The sequence below is a fragment of the Vibrio navarrensis genome (assembly GCF_000764325.1).
Lineage (GTDB): Bacteria > Pseudomonadota > Gammaproteobacteria > Enterobacterales > Vibrionaceae > Vibrio > Vibrio navarrensis.
Genome location: NZ_JMCG01000001.1, coordinates 2,685,558 through 2,710,559, shown reverse-complemented (window position 1 = coordinate 2,710,559; position 25,002 = coordinate 2,685,558). Strand labels below are relative to the sequence as shown.

General features: G+C 46.6%; 19 protein-coding genes and 1 pseudogene. 19 read left to right on the top strand and 1 reads right to left on the bottom strand.

Annotated features, from left to right (window positions below; all coding sequences use genetic code 11):
* Window positions 1–37 precede the first annotated feature (37 nt).
* The 19 genes and pseudogenes from tssC to EA26_RS11910 all read left to right on the top strand — a co-directional run bounded on the left by tssC (window position 38) and on the right by EA26_RS11910 (window position 23,760).
* Window positions 38–1,531: a type VI secretion system contractile sheath large subunit gene (tssC, locus tag EA26_RS12005; RefSeq protein ID WP_039429082.1), complete on the top strand. Its 1,494-nt coding sequence runs from the start codon at window positions 38–40 to the stop codon at window positions 1,529–1,531.
* Between the two features lie 9 nt (window positions 1,532–1,540).
* The gene (locus EA26_RS12000) at window positions 1,541–2,344 is read left to right on the top strand and encodes a type VI secretion system accessory protein TagJ (RefSeq protein ID WP_039427738.1); all 804 of its coding nucleotides are present in this window, start codon (window positions 1,541–1,543) and stop codon (window positions 2,342–2,344) included.
* A complete protein-coding gene (tssE, locus tag EA26_RS11995; protein ID WP_039427737.1) occupies window positions 2,341–2,814 on the top strand; it encodes a type VI secretion system baseplate subunit TssE in 474 nt (157 codons plus the stop codon). The genes EA26_RS12000 and tssE overlap by 4 nt, the downstream gene beginning before the upstream one ends.
* Window positions 2,811–4,634: a type VI secretion system baseplate subunit TssF gene (gene tssF, locus EA26_RS11990; RefSeq protein WP_039427736.1), complete on the top strand. Its 1,824-nt coding sequence runs from the start codon at window positions 2,811–2,813 to the stop codon at window positions 4,632–4,634. The genes tssE and tssF overlap by 4 nt, the downstream gene beginning before the upstream one ends.
* On the top strand, window positions 4,631–5,593 hold the full coding sequence (gene tssG / locus EA26_RS11985) for a type VI secretion system baseplate subunit TssG (RefSeq protein WP_039427734.1): 963 nt from the start codon (window positions 4,631–4,633) through the stop codon (window positions 5,591–5,593). The genes tssF and tssG overlap by 4 nt, the downstream gene beginning before the upstream one ends.
* An 11-nt stretch (window positions 5,594–5,604) precedes the next feature.
* Window positions 5,605–8,172: a type VI secretion system ATPase TssH gene (tssH, locus tag EA26_RS11980; RefSeq protein ID WP_039427733.1), complete on the top strand. Its 2,568-nt coding sequence runs from the start codon at window positions 5,605–5,607 to the stop codon at window positions 8,170–8,172.
* 207 nt (window positions 8,173–8,379) lie between these two features.
* A complete protein-coding gene (locus EA26_RS11975; RefSeq protein ID WP_039427731.1) occupies window positions 8,380–8,859 on the top strand; it encodes an Hcp family type VI secretion system effector in 480 nt (159 codons plus the stop codon).
* A gap of 51 nt (window positions 8,860–8,910) precedes the next feature.
* Window positions 8,911–10,746: a type VI secretion system tip protein TssI/VgrG gene (tssI, locus tag EA26_RS11970; RefSeq protein WP_039427725.1), complete on the top strand. Its 1,836-nt coding sequence runs from the start codon at window positions 8,911–8,913 to the stop codon at window positions 10,744–10,746.
* Between the two features lie 10 nt (window positions 10,747–10,756).
* The gene (locus tag EA26_RS11965; protein ID WP_039427724.1) at window positions 10,757–11,047 is read left to right on the top strand and encodes a PAAR domain-containing protein; all 291 of its coding nucleotides are present in this window, start codon (window positions 10,757–10,759) and stop codon (window positions 11,045–11,047) included.
* On the top strand, window positions 11,048–11,950 hold the full coding sequence (locus EA26_RS11960) for a hypothetical protein (RefSeq protein ID WP_052079215.1): 903 nt from the start codon (window positions 11,048–11,050) through the stop codon (window positions 11,948–11,950).
* A 12-nt stretch (window positions 11,951–11,962) separates the two neighbouring features.
* The gene (locus EA26_RS11955; RefSeq protein ID WP_052079737.1) at window positions 11,963–16,168 is read left to right on the top strand and encodes an RHS repeat-associated core domain-containing protein; all 4,206 of its coding nucleotides are present in this window, start codon (window positions 11,963–11,965) and stop codon (window positions 16,166–16,168) included.
* A 12-nt stretch (window positions 16,169–16,180) separates the two neighbouring features.
* Entirely contained in the window at window positions 16,181–16,576 is a 396-nt protein-coding gene (locus tag EA26_RS11950; protein ID WP_039427723.1) for a hypothetical protein, read from the top strand.
* Window positions 16,577–16,742: 166 nt separating this feature from the next.
* Entirely contained in the window at window positions 16,743–17,000 is a 258-nt protein-coding gene (locus EA26_RS11945) for an immunity 49 family protein (protein WP_152593686.1), read from the top strand.
* Between the two features lie 169 nt (window positions 17,001–17,169).
* Complete coding sequence (locus EA26_RS20490; RefSeq protein ID WP_081947070.1) at window positions 17,170–18,825, top strand: polymorphic toxin type 15 domain-containing protein; 1,656 nt, start codon at window positions 17,170–17,172, stop codon at window positions 18,823–18,825.
* A gap of 11 nt (window positions 18,826–18,836) precedes the next feature.
* Entirely contained in the window at window positions 18,837–19,505 is a 669-nt protein-coding gene (locus EA26_RS11935; RefSeq protein WP_039427721.1) for a GAD-like domain-containing protein, read from the top strand.
* Between the two features lie 414 nt (window positions 19,506–19,919).
* Window positions 19,920–21,395 (top strand): annotated as a pseudogene (locus tag EA26_RS22590) (RHS repeat-associated core domain-containing protein); the annotation flags it as partial.
* A gap of 3 nt (window positions 21,396–21,398) precedes the next feature.
* Window positions 21,399–22,151 carry an Imm49 family immunity protein gene (locus EA26_RS11920; protein WP_039427719.1) on the top strand — a complete coding sequence of 251 codons (753 nt, stop codon included), beginning with the start codon at window positions 21,399–21,401 and terminating at the stop codon, window positions 22,149–22,151.
* 18 nt (window positions 22,152–22,169) lie between these two features.
* Window positions 22,170–22,670 carry a hypothetical protein gene (locus tag EA26_RS11915; RefSeq protein ID WP_039427717.1) on the top strand — a complete coding sequence of 167 codons (501 nt, stop codon included), beginning with the start codon at window positions 22,170–22,172 and terminating at the stop codon, window positions 22,668–22,670.
* 208 nt (window positions 22,671–22,878) lie between these two features.
* The gene (locus tag EA26_RS11910) at window positions 22,879–23,760 is read left to right on the top strand and encodes an immunity 49 family protein (protein WP_039427715.1); all 882 of its coding nucleotides are present in this window, start codon (window positions 22,879–22,881) and stop codon (window positions 23,758–23,760) included.
* A 174-nt stretch (window positions 23,761–23,934) separates the two neighbouring features.
* Here EA26_RS11910 and EA26_RS11905 read toward each other — a convergent pair whose 3' ends face one another.
* Entirely contained in the window at window positions 23,935–24,990 is a 1,056-nt protein-coding gene (locus EA26_RS11905; RefSeq protein ID WP_081946429.1) for an aldo/keto reductase, read from the bottom strand.
* Window positions 24,991–25,002: the final 12 nt, after the last annotated feature.

The following is a 25,002-nucleotide window of genomic DNA, read 5'->3' as shown; positions in this document are numbered from 1 at the left end:
AATGGGCTGGTGCTTGGTACCAGCCCAAATTAAGTGGATGAATTTTGTCTCAGCAGAACAGCTAACCCATCAGCGTGCGACGCCAGAGCAACCTCTGGCCATGAGCCATTGGATCGACCGTTTTTTGGATACCCAAGATATCAATCAGGCCGCTCGGTATTGGGTTGAATTTGCAGGGATTAAAGACCGAGAGGAGTTTGTTCACAGCATTTTGAGCACAATTGAGCAGATTGATGCTCAGCTCAACCAGCAGTTGGATGAGATTCTCCATTGCAAAACGTTGCAGGATCTCGAGTCGACGTGGCGAGGATTACACTATTTAGTCGAGCAGAAAGATCGCAATGCCGAGGAACAGGTCAAGATCAAAGTACTGGCTTGTACTTGGGATGAGTTAGCCAAAGACGCCACCCGTGCGATTGAATTTGATCAGTCGGCGCTGTTTAAACTGGTCTATCAAAATGAATATTCGATGCCCGGAGGGGAACCTTTCGGACTCTTGGTCGGAGACTACTATTTAGGCCAGTCGTTGGGCAGAAACGCCTTGGATCGCGATGTCAGCATCCTCGCGAAGTTGGCACAGTCTGCCGCGGCGGCGTTTAGTCCTCTGATTATGTCGGTAAAGCCCGGGGTATTTGGTACTGACCATTTTGCTGACATTGCTTCGATTGGCAATATTTACACCCAGTTTGAGCAAAACGAGTACATGAGCTGGCGAAGATTAAGAGAAACCGACGACGTGCGTTTTGTCGGTTTGACGATGCCGAATGTGCTCTACCGTCAGCCATATTGCAGCGATGGTTCAAGAGGCGATCGCTTTGTTTACAACGAACGTATCCGCGACTCTCATCAGGATCTATTGTGGGGCAATGCCTCATTCTGTTTTGCAGCCGTGATTATGCGTGCGTTTCAGGAGTACGGCTGGTTTACGCATATTCGAGGGCATAAGACGGGTGACTATTCACAGGGCATCATTCAGCCCCCGTCCATGAGTCAAGTCTCACTACCGGGTAAAGGGCAGCGCTTTAAAGCGCCGCTCAATTTGAAAGTTACAGAGCGGCGTGAGCAAGAGCTCTCGGACTGTGGATTTATTCCGCTCTCTCCCGTGGCGGAAACACCATTTATCAGTTTTACGTCGAATATCTCGCTGCATAAAGCGCAATCATTTTTGGCGAAAGGTGCGAATGTCAACGCGCGGCTTTCTTCAATGCTGCAATACACCTTGTGTGTATCAAGAATTGCCCACTATATCAAAGTGATGGGGCGAGATCGCATTGGTAGCTATCAGGATGCGCAGAGCATCGAACGAGATTTTCAGACGTGGTTGCATAAATACACAACGGCGTCGGACGAAGCGTCAGATGAGTTGAGGGCAAAGTACCCGCTCAATGAAGCGCGCATCAAAGTAACGGAAAAGCTTGGCAGTCCGGGCAACTACTATTCGGTGATCCATTTACGTCCTCATTTTCAACTGGACCAGATGGTGTCATCCATCAAGCTTATTACTGAGCTATCACCGGAACACATACTATAAGGAGTCACAATGTCAGATTGGCAACAACAGATTAATCAGGGCGAACTGCAACAGGCGAAAGAGGCTTTAGTCAGCGCAATAAAACAAGACCCGAAAAACGCCACTTTACGCAGTGCATTTATTGAAGTGCTGTGCCTGCAAGGTGACTTTGAACGTGCCGATGAGCAATTGATGCAGGCAATCAAGCTTTTTCCCGAATATCTGGCGGGTGCGAGCCAAATTCGTCACCTAGTTAAAGCAGCGCAAGCGCGTGTCGATTTTGCTGGTGGCGCAGCCAGCGCACAGTTTGTCAGTGGTAATGACAGCCAAAACAATACGCTCGTTCGCTTTAGCTTGGCACTGCTTAATCAAGATGGCGAAGAACTCGTCGAGGTGTGTGAAAAGGCCGAAACCGCGAGACCCAAAGCGACTTTCTCCATTAATGGCCAAACTTATGAAGATGTCCGTGATCTTGATGATCGACTGGCAGGCTTTATTGAGCTCTTCTCTTCAGCCGGAAACTATTTTTTGGTGCCACTTAACCAAGTGAACTCTTTACAACTGAAACCTGCAACCAATCTTTTAGAAAACATCTGGCGTCCTTGTGAGTTTGATATTGACGGCCTCGGTGAAGGGGAAGCCCATTTCCCAATGACGTATGTCGACTCTGAAACAGATCAACACAAGCTTGGTCGCGAAACGGATTGGAAAACGCTTTTAGGCACCGAACATTGTTTGGGCATGGGGCAAAAAATGTGGTTGGCAGGGGAAGGGGCGATTGCGCTATCGCAGTTGCAAACCATTGAGCGAGTTGCGTTGGCTGCAACGGAATGAGTGATTTTAGCCTGACGCCTTCTTTGCTCGACAAGTTGGTGGATCATGACCCTAGCAGCAGCTACGACAGGTACTATCCACTAACACGTCAGGCGTTAATGGATTCTATCCGTTCTGATTTAGAAGCACTGCTTAACAGCAGAATAAGCTGGTTAGCCGTATCGGAAGAGCTACGAGAAGTGCATTCGTCCATTCTTCGTTACGGTTTACCGGATTTTTCATCCATGCCTTTTAGCAGTGCTGATGGGCAGCAGCATCTGTGCCGTTTGGTGCAAGAGACTATTGTGCAGTTTGAACCACGGTTGACCTCTGTAAGCGTGACGATTGCCGAAGACAAAAACCCGCTAGACCGCATTTTAAAACTGCGAATTCGCGCCACCTGCATCATCGACAGCACAGAGCAGGAGCTAGTGATGGATTCAGAGGTTGAACCCGTGAGCTTAGGGATAAAACTGAGTAAAGCGAAATGAGTGAAGAGTTTTTAAAATACTACAATCGTGAGCTGGTCTACCTGAGACATAAAGGCCATGAATTTGGCGAGCAGTATCCTAAAATAGCAGCCAGATTGCGTTTAAGCGAAGAAGTGGTTGAAGATCCGCACGTGTCTCGTCTATTAGAAGGGTGTGCCTTTCTCACGGCGCGCATTCGACAAAGTTTAGATAACGCTTTTCCACAATTAACGGAAGCGCTCATTGGCCAATTATTTCCCGACTTTCATGCACCGATTCCCTCTATGTCGGTGATCAAAGTCAATGGTTCGAGCTCTGCGACATCAACGGTGACTGTGCCTGCTGGCGAGCGGGTTACCATTACCGCCCCCGGTTTTAAAGAGTGCGATTTCCTCACCTGCTATGACACTCAGGTTCTACCTTTTGATGTGGCGGAGGCTAAGCTGGAAAATGCCCCTTTTAGCGGCGCAGATGCCCGTATTGAAGCCGATGCAAAGTCAGTGTTGAAGCTGAGTTTATGCAGTAATAGTGATGAAATCAGCCTTGCCGATAGTTCAGATAAGAAATTGCGTTTTTATCTTAATGGACAGTCTCAAGTGGCTTTGCAGCTCTATCAAAGTCTGTTCAAGTCCTGTATCGGCATCGCGTTAGTGCAGAAAGGGCGCAGCAAAAAAGAACTGACTCCACGTCATCTCAAAGCAGTCGGCTTTTGCGATGAAGAAAAAGTCGTGCCCTACAGCAAACGCAGCTTCTCCGGTACCCGAATGTTGATTGAGTACCTACATTTCCCAGAAAAATTCCTCTTCTTTGATTTGCTGGATTTGGACTTCCGAGCTTTCGACAGCGAACCTCAAGGCGAGATATGGTTTTACTTCAATGAATCGAACGATTGGTTAGAGAAGCAGATTACCAGCGATAATGTTCAACTAGGATGCACGCCAGTTATCAATTTGTATAAGGCGAAAATGAAGCCTGTTCGCGTTCAACCTTCTGAGTATGAGTACCAGCTTCATGCCGAGTATATGGAGCCAGAGTCAAGTGAAGTGGTCAGTATCGATAACGTCACGCTGAGAAACTGGAACAAGGTATATGATAATTTGCCGCCGTTTTATGCTGGCCAGCACACTAACTACCGCACTCAACCGGAAATATATTGGGTTTTGCGCCGAGAAGATAAAAATTGGGCGGGGGGCTTTGATGAGCCAGGACGTGAAGCATTTGTTTCGGTTGTGGATAAGCAGCACCAACTCTTTTGCCCAGAATCGAGAGAAAACTGGCTGATGTCGGTTGAGGCGTGGTGTTGTAACCGAAATCTTGCCGCAAAAATTCCTTTTGGCGGCGGCCTGCCACAAGTATCGATGCCGGATTGCAAAGATAATTTCAGTAAGATCAAATGTTTGTCGACCCCTACGGAAACGGTTCGTGCCGAGATGGACGAAAGCTCACGCTGGCAATTTGCCAAGTTACTGACGCTGAATCATTTCAGCGATGACGCTGGCGCTGAGAACTTGCGACAAGTACTCAGTCTATTGGCTTTTCGCGGCACGCCGGAAACCAAAGCGCTGATTGACGCCATTAAAGGGATGAAGACGACGCTAACAACCGGCAGAGTGGTGCAAAATGGCCGAGTGGGTTTCTGCAACGGCACGGCGATTACGTTACAGATCTCAGAGCAGATTCTTTCGCGAGAACAGATCTTCTTTTTGGGGAACGTGCTCTCTGCCTATTTCTCCCAGTTTGCTGAAATCAATACCTTCACTCAGTTGACCATTACGCTGACCTCAACAGGGGAGCGCTTTTTTCGCTGGCCCGCCAGTGCAGGAGAAAAGGAGCTGCTATGACAGAGCAGGAGTTTTTTGACACCTTGGAAACATCGCCTCTGTTTGAAGCCATTCATCTGCTGGAACAGCACTATTTACGAGGCGATAGTCATCTGGGAAGTGACACCTTGCCAGAGCGGGAACGCATTGCCCTTTCAGTACAACAACGAATGGGCTACGAAGCTAACCAACTTGTCAGCATAGAAAAGAAAACCGCCCATCAACTCCGTATTAAAACCAATTTAATCGGGTTAACGGGTGAGCAAGGTGTCCTGCCCAATCACTACAGTGAACGGGTGATGCAGAGACAGCGTGAAAATGATGAGGCGATGTCGGACTTCTTCGACATTTTTAATCATAGGTTACTGTCGCTTTACTATCGCTGCTGGCAGTCATCGCAGTTGCCAGCCCAGTTGCAGCGTGTAGCCCGTGGTCACTCATCGGCCATTCATACCATTCTCAACGCGTTGACGGGGGAGCAAGGAGATGAGGCGATTTTTCTTGGTGGGGCCTTTCAACATCGCTTACGCAGTAAAGCGATGGTCAAGAGCTTGCTCGAAATGCAATCGGGTTGTTTGGTGCATCTGCATGAATTTAAAGGACGTTGGTTTGATATTGATAAGGATGAACAAAGCCGTCTTTGCAGTCGAATCCAACCTGAAGGACAGTTTGCTCAGCTAGGTGGTGGCGCGCTACTGGGAAAACGAAGCTGGAACATGAGTGTCGGATTTGAAGTGGAATTTATCGCGACAGAAGAGCAGGCACTTCGAGATTTATTGCACAGCGAACGCCTGCAGCAAACAAAAGCCTTGATTGAAAAACTGCTTGGAAGAAGCAAACAAATTAAGTGGAAACTGACGGCAGATCGCCGCCTGCTTCCGAAAGCAAATCTTAGCAAGGGGCTTGGGATCCTTGGCAAAGGAAGTGTACTGGCGGCGAAGAATCTCGTCGTCGATGAACAAATAACGATAACAATCTGAAAGGATGATTCATGACGTCTTTATCACTATCAGCGTTGGTTGAAAAACTGACTCCCGAAGCAAAGGGGTCGTTGGAGCAGGCTGCGGCCCTCGCCAGTTCAAGAACGCATTACAGTATCGAAATTGCTCACTGGTTGCTGACGATGATTCAGGGAGCGGGCAGTTTTGAGCTGGAAATGTACCGCTCTTTTTCGGTCGATCTCGCCAAGCTACAGAGTGATGTTCAGCTACAACTGGAGAAGTTTAAAACGGGCTGTCAAACTGTTCCTGGGCTCTCTTCTCATACGGTTACCATTTTGCAAAATGCCTGGATGACCGCAACGATCGCGTTTGAGGCGCAGAAAATCGCTCCAATCCATTTACTGCATGCTTTTCTCTCAGACGATACCCTATTCGCTTTTTCGAGCAGTTTTAGCCCGGAGTTGAAGAAGATCGACCCCGATGCATTGCTCCAGTTCAGCCGGAACTATGTTAAATCGCCTCAAGCGGAGGCGGCTAATCGCAAGGTATCGACTCAAGCCTTGGAGCAGTTCACCATCGATTTGACCGAGCAGGCGAGGGCTGGGGAAATTGATCCAGTGATTGGTCGAGACGACGAGATTCGTTTGATGAGCGATATTTTGCTACGTCGCAGACAAAATAACCCGATTTTAACGGGGGAAGCCGGCGTGGGGAAAACGGCTGTCGTCGAGGGTTTGGCACTGAAAATTGCGAGCGGCGATGTTCCACCGGCGCTGAAAAATGTGCAGATCAAATCCTTGGACCTCGCCCTTCTGCAAGCTGGCGCAGGCATGAAAGGCGAGTTTGAAAATCGTCTTAAGAATGTAGTCAAAGAAGTGAAAGAATCCCCAGTGCCTATCATTCTGTTTATCGATGAAGCACATGGCTTGATTGGTGGGGGCGCTCAGGCCGGTCAGGGAGACGCTGCGAACATTCTTAAACCCGCATTGGCACGCGGTGAATTACGTACCATTGCTGCGACAACGTGGGCCGAGTATAAGAAATACGTCGAGAAAGATGCTGCGCTCACCCGTCGTTTCCAAGTAGTCAAAATCGAAGAGCCAACAGCCGAGCTGGCAGTCGAAATGCTGCGCGGCCTGTTGAATGTGATGGAGCACCACCATGGGGTGCATATTACCGCTGAAGCGCTAAAAGCGGCGGTAACGCTTTCTGATCGCTATATCAGTGGGCGACAGCTTCCGGATAAAGCAGTGTCGGTGTTAGATACCGCTTGCTCTCGCGTGGCCTTGAGTCAAAACGCGGTACCTGGTGCGCTTGATCAAAAACGCAAACAACGACAAATGGCTGAAAATCAATTGAATCAATTGTTGAACGAACAGTCCTTTGGTCAATCCCATCATCAGCTCATTGGAGAGCTGGAAGTAAAAATCAGCGCATTGCACGATGACATTGCACAGCTAGAAAGCGTTTGGCAGCGAGAAAATGAAGCGGTCAGCGCGGCAAAAGCGCTTCGCGCTGAGATATTGCAGCAGCCTTCTGCAGAGAAAGCGCAGCAACTGGTGTCGATTGAAAAAGAGTTAGCGGAAAATCCGACTCCGCTCGTTTTCTCCCATGTGAATGAAACCTTGGTGGCAGAAATCATTGCCGATTGGACAGGCATTCCACTTGGTAAGCTAAAAAATGACGAAGTGAAAGCGATTTTGAATTTGCAGCATCACTTGTGTGAACGGGTCGTGGGACAAGATCACGCCTTGGCTAAAATGGCAGAAGTGATTAAAACGGCGCGCGCGCAGCTAAATGATGAATCAAAACCGAACGGGATCTTTTTCTTGGTCGGGCCTAGCGGCGTCGGGAAAACGGAGTCCGCTTTGGCAATTGCCGAACAGGTGTATGGCAGTGAAGAGAACATCACCGTCATCAACATGTCGGAGTTTAAAGAAGAACACAAAGTGTCACTACTGCTCGGCTCTCCACCGGGGTACGTTGGTTATGGAGAAGGTGGCATACTAACAGAAGCCGTGCGGAGAAAACCGTATAGCGTGATCCTGTTGGATGAAATGGAAAAAGCTCATCCGGGCGTGCAGGACATTTTCTATCAGGTATTCGATAAAGGCATGATCAAAGATGGTGAAGGTCGGGACATCGATTTCAAAAATACCATAGTGATTATGACATCCAATTCAGGGACGGATACCACGATGGAACTGTTTCAAGACCCTGAGCTCGCGCCAGATGCAGACACACTAAAAGAAGCACTAAGAGACGATCTACTGAAAGACTTTAAACCTGCCTTTTTAGGTCGGGTTAATGTGATTCCTTATTTACCGCTTTCACGAGACGTCTTAATTAAGATCGCAGATTTGAAAATATCAAAAATAAGAAAACGGATTGAAAATAATTACAAAGCTGAAACTGAGATTTGTGCCAAATTAATTGGCAGCATAGTTGATAATTGTAATGAATCTGGAAGTGGTGCACGAGCATTGCAAACAGTTATTGAAAATCGATTGCTGCCCAAAATATCAGATGCGATTTTAAATGCCGTTTTAAATGATACTCCTGTTGATAAAGTAGTTATTCAAGGCGAGTTAGACGACTTACTCGTCTCGATACAATAACACCGGAGATGAATATTTTTATTTGGGAGTAAGATCAAAATATCAGCCTCGTATGATATTTTGATCTATTAAAGGAAATTAATCTCGGTTATAAAAGTGCGTATTTAAATTCCCTTATTTGATACATTTGTTATTAATTAAAACCTTGCATCAAGAAAAACCTTACTCATATTGAGTTTTATTAATCAAATGCTATAGGAGATTAGCATGCAGTCAAATACCTACCTGAAATATGCTGATATTAAAGGTGAAGCTACCGCAGAACAGTACAAGGACCTAATTACTCTTCTTTCAGTTGATTGGAGTGTAGGTCGTGAGATTTCTTCTTACACTGGTACTGCAATGGACCGTGAAGCGAGCTCAACTCGTCTTTACGACATGACAATCACTAAGCTTCAAGATCGTTCTTCACCAGATCTGTTCAAAGAAGCGACCATCGGTAAAGGTAAGCCAGCGGTTTTCCACATTACCAAGCAAGGTGAGAAAATCGAAGAAATCATGAAGATTGAGCTGACTGATGCGATGATTTCTAACTACGCAGTTTCAATTCAAGACGATCGTCCAATTGAAACCATCACGATTTCTTACACTGAAATGATGATGACAGTTACACCAACTGACGACAAAAACAACACTTCTGCACCGTTGGTATACGGTTACAGCGGCGTTAAAGGTCAGCAAATGTAATTTATTTTGCGGAGGATATGTTCCTCCGCTTATTTCTAAAAGAAGTCTGCAATGAAAAAAGCTACACAAGATAACAACTTTATTAGTATATCGACCCCCTATGGTAAAGACGCTATCATTCTCAACTCATTTGAGTATCGGGAAGAAATATCAGAGCTTTTTTCATTGCAAGTGCTTGGCTACTTTAATGGACAAAAAGGTGAACTCAATCAAATACTCGGTAAGCCTGTTATCGTGACAATGAAGAATCATGAAAAAGTGACAGCAGAGCCGCGCTATTTTCATGGCATAGTATCAAAAGCGAGACTATTAGGTAGTCGAGTGACCAAAGTTCACCAAGGCGACAACTATAAAAATATTGAAATTATTGTCGAACCGAGACTTAAGTTTTCTGAGTATCGGGTAAATAGCCGCATTTTCCAAAACAAAGATATTAAAGAGATTCTGTCGTTAATTTTGGGTGAACATGGCGTTGATTTTTCATTCAAATTGAACAAATCCTATGCAAAGTATACCTACAAAGTTCAGTATGAAGAATCTGATCTGTTATTTGTGAAGCGTTTAATGGCAGAGGAAGGACTCTCTTTTTGTTTTACTCATAGCAGTTCTGCACATCGTTTAGAGATTTTCGATGACATCAGCTACTACAAGCCGGGCACCGAATTCACCGTCGATTTCGACACGGGCAGCGCCGAAGTTGGGCACATTTCATCGTGGAACGAAATGCAAACTCTTGTGACAAAGCGTAGCCATAAAGCGGGTTTTAATATGGAGAAGCCCTCTTCAGCTCCGAAAAATACCGCCGTGGGCGGTTCTGCTCTCTTTACCGTCCCCGCTAGCGAGTACTTTGAGTATCTTGGTGAAACGGAAACCAGTGATCAGTACAAACTGCGCAATACGCACAGTATCGAGTCTATCCAACAAAATGGGTATGTCTGCTCCGGTGAATCCAGTTGTCGTACGTTTTCGGTGGCGAAAAGCTTCAAGTTTGCCAAGCATGAAGACAGTAACCGAGTGGGCAAGGAATACGTACTCTCGTCTGTCGTAGTGAGTGCTGCAGTGTTTAACCAAACTGGTAAAGGGGGCAGCTCAGAGCAAGGCGTTAGGGTCTTCTTCACCTGCGTCGAATCCGGTACGGTTCATCGTCCTTCAGTCAGCTACGCCAAACCTCTCATTCGTGGAGTGCATACCGCCATTGTCACGGGAAACAAAGAGGGCGAAATCTACGTTGATAAATTTGGCCGAATTAAGGTTCAGTTCCATTGGGACAGAGAGGGCAAATACGATGTGAATAGTTCTTGTTGGATCCGTGTAGCGCAGCAAATTGCCGGGAACGGGTGGGGGAGTTCCTTCCTACCGCGAGTTGGTCAGGAAGTGATCGTCGAGTTTATCAACGGCGATCCCGATCAGCCACTGGTGACAGGTGCTTTGTATAACGGTACCCAAACTCCGCCCTTTGCTTTGCCAGAAAAGAAAACACAGAGTGGCTATCGTAGCCGTTCTGTAGAAAAAGGGGCAGAGAATTTCAATGAACTGCGCTTCGATGATAAGCCCGGCGAAGAACAGGTTTACTTGCACGCTGAGAAAAACTTCCAAATGAAGGTGGAAGACAGCGCCGATGTACTGATCGAAAACAACAAAACAGAGAAGATCACCAACAATCTCACCTGCGAAGTGGGCAAAAATACTACCGCCAAGATTGGCAAAAATTACAGTTTGGATATTGGTGAAGTGCTCTCTTTATCGGCTGGAAAAAGCATTGAAATCAAAGTTGGAGGTGCTTCGATCCAGATGTCGAGTTCTGGTGAGATCAACATTAAAGGTAAGAAAATTGCCATTAATGGCTCAACCATAGCCCTGAAAGCGGGCCAGATCTCACTCAACTAAGGAGCGCAAAATGGGTAAAGCGGCATCCGTTGTCGGTTGTTTTCATCTCTGTCCTAAAGTGACCGCCAAAGTCCCTCATGTCGGTGGTCCGGTGGTGGCGGGATCGCCTAATGTCAAAATCTGCGGTATGCCTGCCGCTAGAAAAGGCGACAAGCTCATTTGTATTGGCCCGCCCGACAGTATTTCTCAAGGCTCCTCATCAGTGAAAATCAATGGAAAACCCGCAGCAAGAATGGGCGATGGTACATCGCACGGCGGCAAAATTCTGGTGGGTGTACCGAACGTGTTGATCGGAGATTAAATGGCTCTTTTGTTCGACTCGGCATGTATTGCTATTGGTGAGCAAACGCTTTATCAAGGTTTTACTTGGCAGGATCTGGAGTTGCCACAATGGTGTGACGACATCTATTTCACTGGCAACGTTCGTAGAGCGATTGCACATCAATCTCCGTCGTTAGTACATCGTTTGATTGAGCTGATTGATCATCATGCGGTTCACTTCGCCCTTGTGCCTGCTGAGGCGCCGCTCTGTTTGCTGTTGCCCGAAATCAAAGAGAGGCAAAGTGTGGCAGAGGTGTTGAAAGCGGTACAACAAAAACTGCCCACTTCGACTGAGCATGAAAGAACACTTTTTTGTTATCCCTATGGGAGTGCGTCATTTTTGGTCGCCTTAAAGCGGATTGCTCAGTTGGCGAACTCACCTTACGGTTGCTGGGTTGTTGCGTTGGATAGCTCTGAGGTTTTTTGTTCAGGCATCGAACACCAGAGCTTTGAAGAGACAAAAACAGATTCCTTATTGCTGGCTCGCACGGTTGATACGGGCACTGGTCTGGCATTTTCACCGGTACAAATTGATCTGCATTCTCAAGCCTATGCCAGTGGTAGCGACTCGGTGATGCCTTCTCTCGCCTCGTTATGTAAACAGGAATTAACCGATCTCTGCTTGCCACTAAAGGGCGAAGAGAGCGAGCAATGGCAAAATCATCTGCCCCGTTTCTCGCCATGGATTACCCAACAAACTCGCTACCATTTTAATCAATTGAATAGTGGCGAGTTGGGAGCTGGGGGCGGGTTGCTCAATGCCCTCCTGCTGTACGAACAACAAAAGCAAGCACCTAACGCCCATTTTCATGCATTACAACTGGACTGCGATCCTCTCGGTATGGCCGCAGGGGTTTTATATCGCTGGCGCAGCGAAGAATAAACGTCAAATAAAATGAGTATTCAACGGATAGTTCAACTCACCGCTTACGACGGTTCACTACATCACTTCTCTGATCAGCCCTTTGCTGAGGGTAAATCGTATCGATTTCCAACCGTAGCAGTCGCAGCTCAGTTTGTTGAGCGCTTTAAGCTGTCAAATTTAGCGGATATCGAAGAGATCGCACGTTGGCTAGGTGTTCAGCCAACCGTTGGGGTATACCGTGAAAAATGTACGTTTGCCGACTATGTGACGCCGCTTAGCGATGCGTTAACCAACAACAGGTTACATGTTGTCCAGATAGCTAGCGTTAATCCCGCGGGCGTCAAACCCAGTGCGCCCGTACCAGCGCCAAAGGTGCAGGCTGCAAAACCTGCAGCGGATGGAAAGTCCGCGCAGCAAGAGAGCCAAAGCAGTGTCAGCCAAGAGCCCCAGGCGGAAAGCAGCAGAAACCATGAAACGGCAGGTGATCCGGTATCTATGGTTACCGGAGAAGAAATTCTCACCTTGTGTGACGTGGCGAATCATCCCGTCCTCTTTAGCCGCACTTACCGGTCATCACGTTGTGATAGCGACAGCGGTATCGGTTTCGGTTGGCGTCATAGTTTTGACTTGCAATTATTTGATGTACAAGCAGAAGATGGCGAAGTGAGCCACTGGCAGTTTGTGGATGAGATGGGCGATACGATTCTGTTTCCCGCCGTCAATCAAGGTGCGGTGAGCTATCAGACTTATGTGGGTGCCAGTTGTTTTTATCAGAATGACAAGTATCGCCTTGTTACCCTGAAAAATGGCGTCCAGTACAAATTCGAGCATGTGGATGAGCACTGGCTGCTAAGACAGATCCGCCCTAGCGTTTTACAACGAGTTGAACTGAATTATTCGCTCAAACATCGCTTGATCGGTGTCAGCACCAATCAGCATCCATCTCTTGAGTTTCAATATGATCAGCGTGGGCATTTGATTGAAGTGAGAGAGCCTCACTCAGGGCGAGTGTTGGCCCAGTATCGCTATGATCCACAAGATTGCCTTATTGCTGCCACCAATCAGCAGGCGCAAACAGAGCAGTATGCCTACTCGCAAAGCCATCTGATCATTCGCCGTCAGCGCTGCACGGGTTTTACTCACTATTTTGAGTGGACGGGAGAAGGCTCAGCAGCAAAATGCGTGCGTAACTATGGCGACGACCAGACCTACGATTACTGCTTCGCATACCAAGACGATCGTTCAAGCTTTCGTGACACGCTAGGCAATCAATGGTTGTTTCTGCACAGCGCACAAGGGAAGTTGCTTGAAAAACACAGCCCTGAAGGGCGTAAGTGGCGCTGGGATTATGATCACTTAGGTAGAGTAGTGGCTGAACATTTTCCCGACGGCAGTTGTGTGAGTTTCCAATACAATCAGTATGGACAAAAAATCGCCCAGCAACATACATCCGGAGCCACCACGCGCTACCAGTACAACCAACTTGGTCAGCAGACGATGTTGCTTCATCCGGATGGTGAAAAGCAGTACCAGCATTACAACTCACTGGGGCAGTTATTGTGGCGTTCGGCCACCGATGGCACGGTCACCGAATACCAATACGATAAGTTTGGTCGCTTAATTCAAAGTCACAGCGCGCGAGGTGAAAAGCAGCAATGGTGGTGGAACGATAATCAGCAGCTCGTAGCACGTCAAATCAACCAAACCTTACTTCGTTACAGTTATGATCAGCACAACGACCTTGACGGTATCGCCTATCCAGACGAAATGGTGGTCGCCTTTGAGCGAGACAGCCATGGGCAGGTAGTGAAGACCAAAGCCTTCAACAGCAAAGACGATACGCAGCGAGAAGTGAGCTATCAGTATGATGATTTTGGTCGCCTAACGCAGATAACGACCCCAGCGGGGCGAAGTGCCATTGAGTGGGGAAAGCTGGCACAACCAGAAGCGATCATTCGCGCCGATGGCAGTGCGCTGGCGTTTGAGTATGACGGAGAGCGAAATCTCACCGCGATCACTCGCAGTGATGGCGTGCAATACCATCTCACTCTCTCTGCTGATGGACATTTGGCACAAATAACCAATTTCGACGGGATCTGTACCCAATACGACTATGACGCTGCAGGCCGCTTAGCCCACCTTCGCTGCGCAGAAAGGCAGGTTGCGTTTGATTACGATCTTAATGGCAATCTTTGCCGAGTGCGCGCGGGTGGGGAATACGGGCTGTGTGAAAACTATTTTCAGTTCAGTGCTGGCAGCAAACTGCGCTTGGCGAGCAATGCCAAACGCACCATTCAGAACCAGTATCAAAGCGATGGATTACTTAGCGAACAGACACAAGGCAATCATACTTTTGTCTATCGCTACAATGCGTGCGGGCAGTTAGCCGAAATCGACCTCCCTGATGGCGAAACAATGATATTGGCGTACACCGCGTATGGCCAGTTGCAGCGTGTACAGCGCAAAGAGTGTCAAACCGCGGCGGTGCAGTATGAGTACGACGAGATGGGGCGTATTTGCCGTCTCTATTGCGGCGGACAAAGTGAAGAGAGGCAGTTCGATGGCATTGGCCGTTTGAATTTGCAGCGTTGGCCAGAGAAAACGCGCAAATACCATTACGACGCTGCGCAGCATCTTGCCATCGTGATAGATAGCGAGAGTGGTGCAACGCACTACCAATACGACGCGCTCGGTCAGCTTACTCGGGCGAAATCGGTTTACATTGAAGAAAAATATCACTTTGATGGCTTTGGCCATCCGCAAGGGCAAGCGAGCCAACGGCTTGGAGACCGATTGCTAGAGCACCAGGGTTGGCGTTTTCAATACGACGCTCATGGTAATCAAATCAAAGCAGAAGGGCAGGGCCAAGAGCAGAGCCGCCGCTTTAACGCACTCAATCAGTTAGTTGAAGTGCAGTATGATGACCAATTAGCCTATTACGAGTATGACGCGTTAGGCCGTCGCAGCCGTAAAGTCACAGAAGCGGGTGTTACCGAGTTTCTTTGGCAGGATAGCCAGTTAATCGGCGAGTACCACCAAGGTCGATACCGCTGGTATTTCTACCAGCCAGAAAGTCATATTCCGAGCATGTTGGTGCAAGATGGGCAATGTTATTTTTACCAGTGTGACCATCTTGGTACCCCGTTACGGCTAGTGACTTCCCAAGGCGAGATTGTTTGGCAAGCGCACTACGAGACGTGGGGCACGGCACATATCGAGATAGAGCAAGTGACCAACCCACTGCGTTTTCAGGGGCAGTACCATGATGCTGAAACGGGATTGCACTACAACCTCGCGCGATACTACGATCCGCGCACAGGCCGTTTTATCCAACCAGACCCGATTGGTTTATTGGGCGGGCTGAATCACTATCAGTACACGCCCAATCCAGTGATGTGGGTGGACCCCACAGGGCTGTGCGCAAAAGAAGATAGCACACTCTCTGTCGACGCCTTAGCGGAGAATCCGCAGCAAACGCTCATCACGAGTACCCTTCCGGCGAGTTATCAGTCGACTACGTTAGCCAGCAGCTCTGTGGGGCAGCTATCTAGCACAACATCATCGAAGAAAAGTACGGACCTAGAAAAACTGGGTTCGGCACTCAGCGATTCGGTTGATAAAAACGTGATAGACCAAAACACCAGTGATAAACTGTATGCTCTGGCCGAAGCGGGAGTCGCTACGCCAGCGCAGATTAAGCAGGGATTGGATGATGGCACCCTACTACAAACACCAGACAGGCTGACCATTACAGATGTAGTTGATAATAGCAAAGCAGTATGGGTAGTAGATATGGACGGTTGTCCCGTATCTGTCTCAGCCGTCTTATCTAACACTCACGCTGGCAAGCGGTCGTCTATAGAGAAAAAACTTCAACAGTCGGTCGGTGGTGATGAACGGTTAAGTGATGATGATGGTGGGCATCTGATTGGTCATCGCTTTATGAATGATCAGGGCTTGAAAAACCTATTCCCACAAAATGCAAATTTAAACCGTGGTGCGTATAAAACTATGGAAAACGAGTGGGCGGATTGGATTGCAGAAGGCTGTGAGGTTCGTGTTACTGTTAAACTCGATCCACCAGGTGCTGAGCGCCCGGAAAACATTGTTGCACAATATCAAGTGTTTGACCCAGCCACCGGAGATAGGGTGTTTAAGCGCCGACACCGATTTGATAACAAAAAAGGCGAAGAGTTTAAACGTGTTAACCGTACAGATATGCAAAATTATATTTAAAGGGTAAGTACAATGAATATAGATCCAAAATACATACAAGAGTTAGGCGAGCTGATTTTGCGTTGTGAGGATGTTGTTGAAACTGAAAGCTGGGATGGTCTAGCCTTTGTATTTGATGTGGGGGATGGTCATATGGCCAATTCAGGTTTCATGTACGTCGGTGATAAGGTAATCCCTGCATCAGCTGAAGTAGAGTCTGACATTATGGTGCTGGATAATAAAATACTTGAATTCCGTGAAGCAATTCGCCAAGCCTGTGGACATGAATTTGTACAGCTGTTGATTCAGATGACTTCAGCCGGAAAAATTCATATCGACTTTGAGTTTAATGATCGTGAACGTTGGAACATGGGGCCGGCCAACTACCGCGCCATGCGTGAAAACTTACGCCCTTCGTTGGATAATTAAGCGTTTACTTCATATCTAAGCAGTCACCCATAACTATTCTAGCTCTAGCTGAAAAAGTTACGGCTAGTTCGCATTGAGTGGCTGTGTATCTGTTAGTTAACTGTAAATAATGCTCATTTTAACCCAAAATAGCAGCACTCCTACGCTTATCCTGGTGGGATGTTGTTTGCGTTGGAATACGCTGAATGTAGCCAGCGCATTCAAGCACGTTTGTACAGTGAACATGATGAACATCAACGAGAAGTTCGTTATCACTATGATGATTATCGCAGTACAAAGTTTTATTAATATCCCATTGTTAGGTATGGCATGCATGTGGCATGACCGAGGCAATGAGTTGCAAGTCTCTGGTCCATTTTTGCCTCCGGCGTTAGTGGATGGACGCTGGCTGGACGAGGTAAAAAGCGGCCGCTACACCCGTTAACTTGAACGCTGGATGGGATGAAAGTGCAGAGGTCAAAGCCTGCACTTTTTTAAAGGCAGATGGTTAATATGACTATCAACCTGATGGTGTGTTGAGTGAACAAGCCCAAGGGTTATACGCATTGCCTACCGTTACCATCAACACGGTCAGTTAAACGTAGTATCGTTGAGTGCGCATAGAGTATGAATACGACGCTCATGGTAATCAAATCAAAGCAGAAGGGCAGGGCCAAGAGCAGAGCCGCCGCTTTAACGCGCTCAATCAGTTAGTTGAAGTGCAGTGTGATGACCAATTAGCCTATTACGAGTATGACGCGTTAGGCCGTCGCAGCCGCAAAGTCACAGAAGCAGGTGTTACCGAGTTTCTTTGGCAGGATAGCCAGTTAATCGGCGAGTACCACCAAGGTCGATACCGCTGGTATTTCTACCAGCCAGAAAGTCATATTCCGAGCATGTTGGTGCAAGATGGGCAATGTTATTTTTACCAGTGTGACCATCTTGGTACCCCGTTACGGCTAGTGACTTCCCAAGGCGAGATTGTTTGGCAAGCGCACTACGAGACGTGGGGCACGGCACATATCGAGATAGAGCAAGTGACCAACCCACTGCGTTTTCAGGGGCAGTACCATGATGCTGAAACGGGATTGCACTACAACCTCGCGCGATACTACGATCCGCGCACAGGCCGTTTTATCCAACCAGACCCGATTGGTTTATTGGGCGGGCTGAATCACTATCAGTACACGCCCAATCCAGTGATGTGGGTGGACCCAACGGGTTTATGTGCGAAAGAAGATCGCCCCGCCATCACAGCTGGAGCCAATGACGTCGAACCCCAACAACAGATATTCTACGCTATGGGGTCAGGTAACTATTCGAGTACGCTAAAAACGTCTAGCCCCACTTATCAACTTAATGCTGGGATGTCTGATGTGAATCAGGTCAATTCCGATGATATTCATTTATTCCTTGATGGAGCGGGGATGACGCCTGCTTTTGGTATCATCCCTGATTTGGCGAATACGTTGTTGTATGCTGCCGAGGGAGATTATGCCAACGCGTTAATCTCTGCGATGGCCATGGTTCCGATTGCCGGACAAGGAGCGACAGCGGCCAAATATGGCAACAAAGCACTCAATGCGGCCACTGAGACAGCAGCAAAGGGCAGTGATAATTTAACATCCGCAGCGAAACAATTGGACACACCGAAAGGGAGTGAGTTGCCGGGGATTAAGCCTAAACGCCTAGAAATGAACAAACATAAACCACCTTGTTTTAAGCCGGGTGATGATCTACTCAAAGCTAAACGCTTTTCAGGTAATAAACCAAAACTTGAAAAAGAATTCTATCGCCAGCTTAAAGATCAGCAGACAGGCATTAATAAAATGACTGTTGGTAAATACTTACAAAATAGGCAAGTTCTCAAAGATTTAATTGATGAGCATGGTCACAAGAAAGCGCGTCGAATTTTAACAGGTGGCAGTAAAGCACAAAATGCAGCGAGAAAAGATTACACCAAGGAGATTCGAGAGTCTCTAATAAAGAGTTACCGTAAACAAGGGAAGTCAGCAAGGGAAGCTGAACGGCTAGCGATCACAGAAACAGAAAAAACATTAGAGGAATTAGCAGCACTCCACGATCCTGATATGATCGCAGGCGGTGATGATAAAATAAACCGTTTGGGTAACACAAATGTAAACTCGTCGCTTGGTTCACAGTGGTCAAAAGCAGGCAGGATAACAGGTATTGACGAAGCGGCAGAGAAAGCTTTAACTGAGTTTGGTCCAAATGCACAAATGAATGTAGAACTTACACGATGCAAATAAGGTAAATAAAAATGACATCCTCATTTAAATTAGACGAAGACTTTGAATACTTTTTGGAAAAGTTTTCAACTCCGTTTGAACAAGTGCCATGTAGCACAGAGACTATTAATAGATACAAAGGTAAACTTCCTTCGCGTTTGCTAGAATACTGGCGAGAATATGGGTTTTGTGGTTTTCATGATGGACTTTTTTGGATAGTAAATCCAGAAGATTTCGAGGACATAGTAGATGAATGGTTGTCACCAACAGATATTCTTGATCATGACATTTACCATGTATTTGCTCGTAATGCCTTTGGTGATTTATTTCTTTGGGGTGAAGAAACGGGTCAGAAATATAAGCTTTCGACTTCAAAAGGATGGATTATAGAGCGCGAGGGAGATCCAAGACCAGAACATAACTCTCGCATCGAGTGGTTCTTTGGCGGACAAACAATTGACTTGCACGATATTGATGATGAGGACGATAATCCCCTCTTTGAACAATGTGTGAAAAATTTAGGTGCGTTAAAATCCGATGAAATGTTTGGCTTTGTGCCCAGTTTAATTGCTGGTGGTGAAACCAAGTTAGAAAATATTCACAAAGTGAATATTTTCGTTCATTTATCACTATTAGCTCAATTTGGCCAAATTGAAGTTCTGGACAAGAATGCATTACGTAAAAAAGCCTTTGGCTTATAAATTGAGGAGACTCCGATGTGGCTAGAATATTATTCAACACCGCTTTAACAATTTAGAAATGATAACAAATTCAACAACATACACCCACTTAACTTAGTGACAAAATGTATGCTTTTGAATCGGTTTTTTTCTTAGTGGATAATTAATATCGAGAGTGCCTCTAAAGTGAACAGTTTTGCGCATAAAAGCACAACATCTTCCGCTCTTTAACAACACGGATGTTGTTGAGCCTGTCAAATATATTGGCAGGCTTAGCTTTAACACTTGGCACTGAGGAATCTAGGTTTTAGGTTGAATGAAGAAATGCATAAGGCGAAGGCCATGCTCGAAGAGAGAGGCGTTGTGTTTCCTCCCCCACTACACCTAAAGAAGTACGAGAGGCGTTAAAGCAGGGGCAGTAAAGACGCGTTAGGCCGTCGCAGCCGTAAAGTCACAGAAGCGGGTGTTACCGAGTTTCTTTGGCAGGATAGCCAGTTAATCGGCGAGTACCACCAAGGCCGATACCGCTGGTATTTCTACCAGCCAGAGAGCCATATTCCGAGCATGTTGGTGCAAGATGGGCAATGTTATTTTTACCAGTGTGACCATCTTGGTACCCCGTTACGGCTAGTGACTTCGCAAGGCGAGATTGTTTGGCAAGCGCACTATGAGACTTGGGGCACGGCACATATCGAGATAGAGCAAGTGACCAACCCACTGCGTTTTCAGGGGCAGTACCATGATGCTGAAACGGGATTGCACTACAACCTCGCGCGATACTACGATCCGCGCACAGGCCGTTTTATCCAACCAGACCCGATTGGTTTATTGGGCGGGCTGAATCACTATCAGTACACGCCCAATCCAGTGATGTGGGTGGACCCAACGGGTTTATGTGCGAAAGAAGATCGCCCCGCCATCACAGCGGGAGCCAATGACGTCGAACCCCAACAACAGATATTCTACGCTATGGGGTCAGGTAACTATTCGAGTACGCTAAAAACGTCTAGCCCCACTTATCAACTTAATGCTGGGATGTCTGATGTGAATCAGGTCAATTCCGATGATATTCATTTATTCCTTGATGGAGCGGGGATGATGCCTGCTTTTGGTATCATCCCTGATTTGGCGAATACGTTGTTGTATGCTGCAGAAGGAGATTATGCCAACGCGTTAATCTCTGCGATGGCCATGGTTCCGATTGCCGGACAAGGAGCGACAGCGGCCAAATATGGCAACAAAGCACTAAATGCGGCCACTGAGACAGCAGCAAAGGGCAGTGATAATTTAACATCCGCAGCCAAACAGCTGGATGGACCCAAAGGAGGAGAGTTACCGAAGTCTGCCCATCTAAAGCGGCTGCGTAATCCAGTTCTTGAAAAGCACTATCAAAACCTTGCAGAATACGAAACTAGGTATCAGAAAAAACTCGATGATGCGATAGCAAACGGCGCTTCGGCTAGGAAGATTGGCGCGTATAAAGCCAAACTCACCGAAGTAAAAGGCGAACGTGCTGCCAGCGCTTATATGGAAAAACACTTTGCCAAACCGCCACCACCTGCACAAATGGAACTCGGTTTTGGGCCAGGCCCCGGTGTTGACCAGATTTGGGCGAAACGAGATGAGAATGGAAAAGTACTTGAATACTTTATTGTTGAAGCCAAAGGGCCGGGGGCTAAGTTACAAGAAACCAAAACCAAAGGTATGCAGATGTCTAACAAGTGGATTGAGAATAACCTCAACCGCATGAAACAGTCCAAGAAATACCCTGAGAGAAATCAGCTTGGTAAGGATTTATTGAAATCAATAAAGTTCAAAAAGCCAAAAATGAATAAACTCGTTATCGAGGCCATAGAAGACAATGGAAAAGTGACTGGTGGTAAACTACAACCACTTCCAAAAGAAGGATGATAAATGTTAAAGCTAAATAAAGTTATTCTTGATGACATAAATGAACTTTATGAGGACCTTGAATACTTAGAAACCCATCGAGCGCCTGAAATCAATGATGAAAACGAAACGCTTGATGACCGTCAAAATGCGGTTTTTGTTATGACTAGTCAGTATATTGAAATTGCTTATACCAACTACGCCCTTGAAAACTATTCTGAGGTAAAACCTAATTTGATTAAATCCGCGCCATTTGCTTTTTTGCGCGGTTTCGATAGTGAGCTAAGAACGCATAATAATGATTGGACAATTCAGCAAGAGATGAATATATGCTTAACCTTTGGCGATGCAGATATTATTGAAAAATTATCCAAACTAGCAAATAGCTTTAAACCTAGCAGCATCATGCATAAAGCGTGTTATTTTTATGACCTTCTACTTATCAAAATCGGTACTCATCAACCGCTTGAACAGAGTGACATTGATGAAGCTTTATCTGAGGCTAAAAACACCAAAGACAAAGATGTTCAACAATACATTCATCCATTAATCGAAGCCATCAGTGCGCTTACTACAAGCAACCAAGCTTTATGGCAAGAGAGTATTGATAAAGCCATTGCGTGGCATACCGATGAATGTAAGTTCGGTGACTATAAAGACATGCTCGACGGCTTTATGTGCTTAAACGCCCTCACCATGGCAAAACTCGGTAAAGAGTTGCACGGGTGGCATTGCACCACCGACTCGTTATACCTGCCTTTATTTTTAATTGATTAAACGGATTTAAACTGAACTATGAGCAGCTTAATTCACCTCTATCTGGTTAATGAAGACGATTACCCAACCATTGCTTCTGGTACCCATGAGCAGACTTATCAAACGCTAGTTGAAATCACGCAAGAAGAAGGCATGCGCTGGCAAAGCCTTGAGCTGAATATGCGCGGCTTTGAGGCGGCTCTGCAATTGTGGGATGCGGTTGCGGGTAACAGCAGACTCTTACTCATCGCCACCTTTAACTTTTATCCGCATAAGCTATTACCACCTGATGCCGATACCAGCGGCACGTTTGGCTTCTTCCCTGCGGACATGGTGCGTGATTTATTTACCGTGATGGAAGAAGAATACGACTTTGATATCGACAGCGAAGAAGGCCAGCAACTGATTGCGGAAATTGAAGAGGATGGGCTTGAAGAGCTCAACCCTGATGCTTATGAAATGGTACGTGATAAGTACTTTGTTACCTTTAGGGATGCGGCAAAACAAGGTAAGAGTGTTGCCGTATTAATCGAACAATAGAGTTACATCGCCAACAGATAGGGGGCTAGCAGCGGCAAAATGGATATTTGATAGCGATGTGATGTTTAGTGCCGAGTGTTTAAAGATTGTTGTCGCTGGTGTGGAAAAGGACGAGTTGCAAATGGGGCTTAGCAGGGAAAAGCATGTGAGCATTCAAGAACTTGATATAGACGCCAGCCAGTTGGCTGGCTAGAAATAAGGAATACTGATGATTACCCTAACTCGTAATGCGGACCCTAGCTTTGAAACCATCCCTCTAGATGAACAGCTATCAGGAGGTTATAACACCTTAGACAAGCGCATTAGGCGCATATCAATTCGCCGCGAAAACCTGACATCAATACCAGATCAACTGATTTTCCATGCCCGTTGGCAAACCTGGCTGGAGCAGACGCCCGAGGTGGAAAAGCTCAGCACCTTGTGTTTTGTTGAGGCGGCGGCGATGCGAGCTGCCTACTTCAAATTGGCGCAAACCCCCGAGGTAGAGCAAGCGATCTCGATACCGGGTTTTCCGACGGTGCACTGGAATGGTAATAGAATTTTGGAAACGGGTTGTATTAACTCGGCTGACTGGATTGACGCTTATTTTACCGCGGTGATAGCACGAGATACAGCAAGCATGGAGAGCTTAGCCAGTTTCAGTGTTGACCTAATGAAACAAAGTGTCACTCAGGCTGGCCCCGTTTCCTATATGTTGGTGGAGGTGTTTCAAGCTTACCATCATCAAACGCCCGATTATGCCGATAAGTTATTGCGAACCATGGATGCTGCAATGAAACAAGGTAATGACTGGGCTCTAGATATTGCGATGGGCATGCTTGAAACCTTTGCCGCCTTAACCACCGACATTGGTTATGACTTCAATCAAGTGTTGGCAAAAAACTTACAACTACAAGAACGTTACGCGATACAAGAAAACGGCCCCAATTATATTGCCGTGGAAAGTTTTATTAATATCCCATTGTTAGCCATGGCTTGCATGTGGCATGACCGAGGCAATGAGTTGCAAGTCTCTGGTCCATTTTTGCCTCCAGCGTTAGTGGATGGACGCTGGCTGGACGAGGTAAAAAGCGGCCGCTACACCCGTTAACTTGAACGCTGGATGGGATGAAAGTGCAGAGGTCAAAGCCTGCACTTTTTGTTTAAGGTTGGGTTTGAATATGATGGAGAGTGTAACTCAAACTCGCAATTTCCATTTTTTGATTGGTTAAACGCCGAGACTGAGTCATTCAGTCTCGGCGTTTTCATTTATAATATCAGTTGATTATTCTTCTAGTCCGTATGCCGCCATTGCAGGTTGAGCGTATCGTAATCCCTGAATTGGGTGATTCGTCATAACCTCATCAATGAACTGCATGTCGGAGTGAGAGAGTTGTGCCTTCAGTGCAGCCACGTTTTCAATCAGATACTTCTCGCGTTTTGTTCCTGGGATGGCAATGACATGCTCCGATCTAGCTAACAGCCATGCTAAAGAGAGCTGGGCTGGAGTGACATTCTTCTCTTTTGCTAGCATACAAATGGCTTCTACCAGACGATTATTCTCTTTCAGATTGTCATTAGAGAATCTTGGAAGAGAACGTCTAAAATCATCTTGTGCTAGAGTATCTAGCGACAGCAATTTTCCAGTGAGCATTCCACGCCCAATTGGACTATAAGCCACCAACTTGGCACCAATCTCCTCGATGGCAGCAAGTACACCATTTTTTTCCACGGTAGGAGTGACAATAGAATATTCAGTTTGCACGGCGGAAATGCCGTGTTTACCCTGAGTATATTTCTTAAGTGATTGATCTGCCTTCAAGATGATCTCAGGGCTTACTTCAGAGAGACCGACAGCCTGAATTTTCCCTTCTTTCAACAAATCTGCCATGGCAGACATACTTTCATCAATATACAACCCCTGATCTTGGATACGGTGTAGGTAGTATAAATCGATGTGGGTGTTTAAACGGGACAAGCTCGCTTGGCAAGCCTTACGAATATACTCCGGCGAGTTGTCCACATTACGGCTTGCAACATCGTTATCACGCACAATGCCACACTTGGTTGCCAAAGAGATATTTTCACGTCCTGCGGAGCCCAATGTACGGATAAACCGCCCTAATAGTGCCTCGTTGTGTCCGTAGCCATAAACATCGGCAGTATCGAAATGGTTTACCCCCAACTCTAAAGCCTTATGAAGAACATCTAGCGATTGCTGTTCATCTGTCTGCCCGTAGAATTCTGACATGCCCATGCAGCCAAGACCTATTGGGTTTACAAGCTTGTTGGCTAAGGTACGGCTTGTGAAGGTATGGTTTACTACAATGGAATTTTTCATCTTTTTTCACCT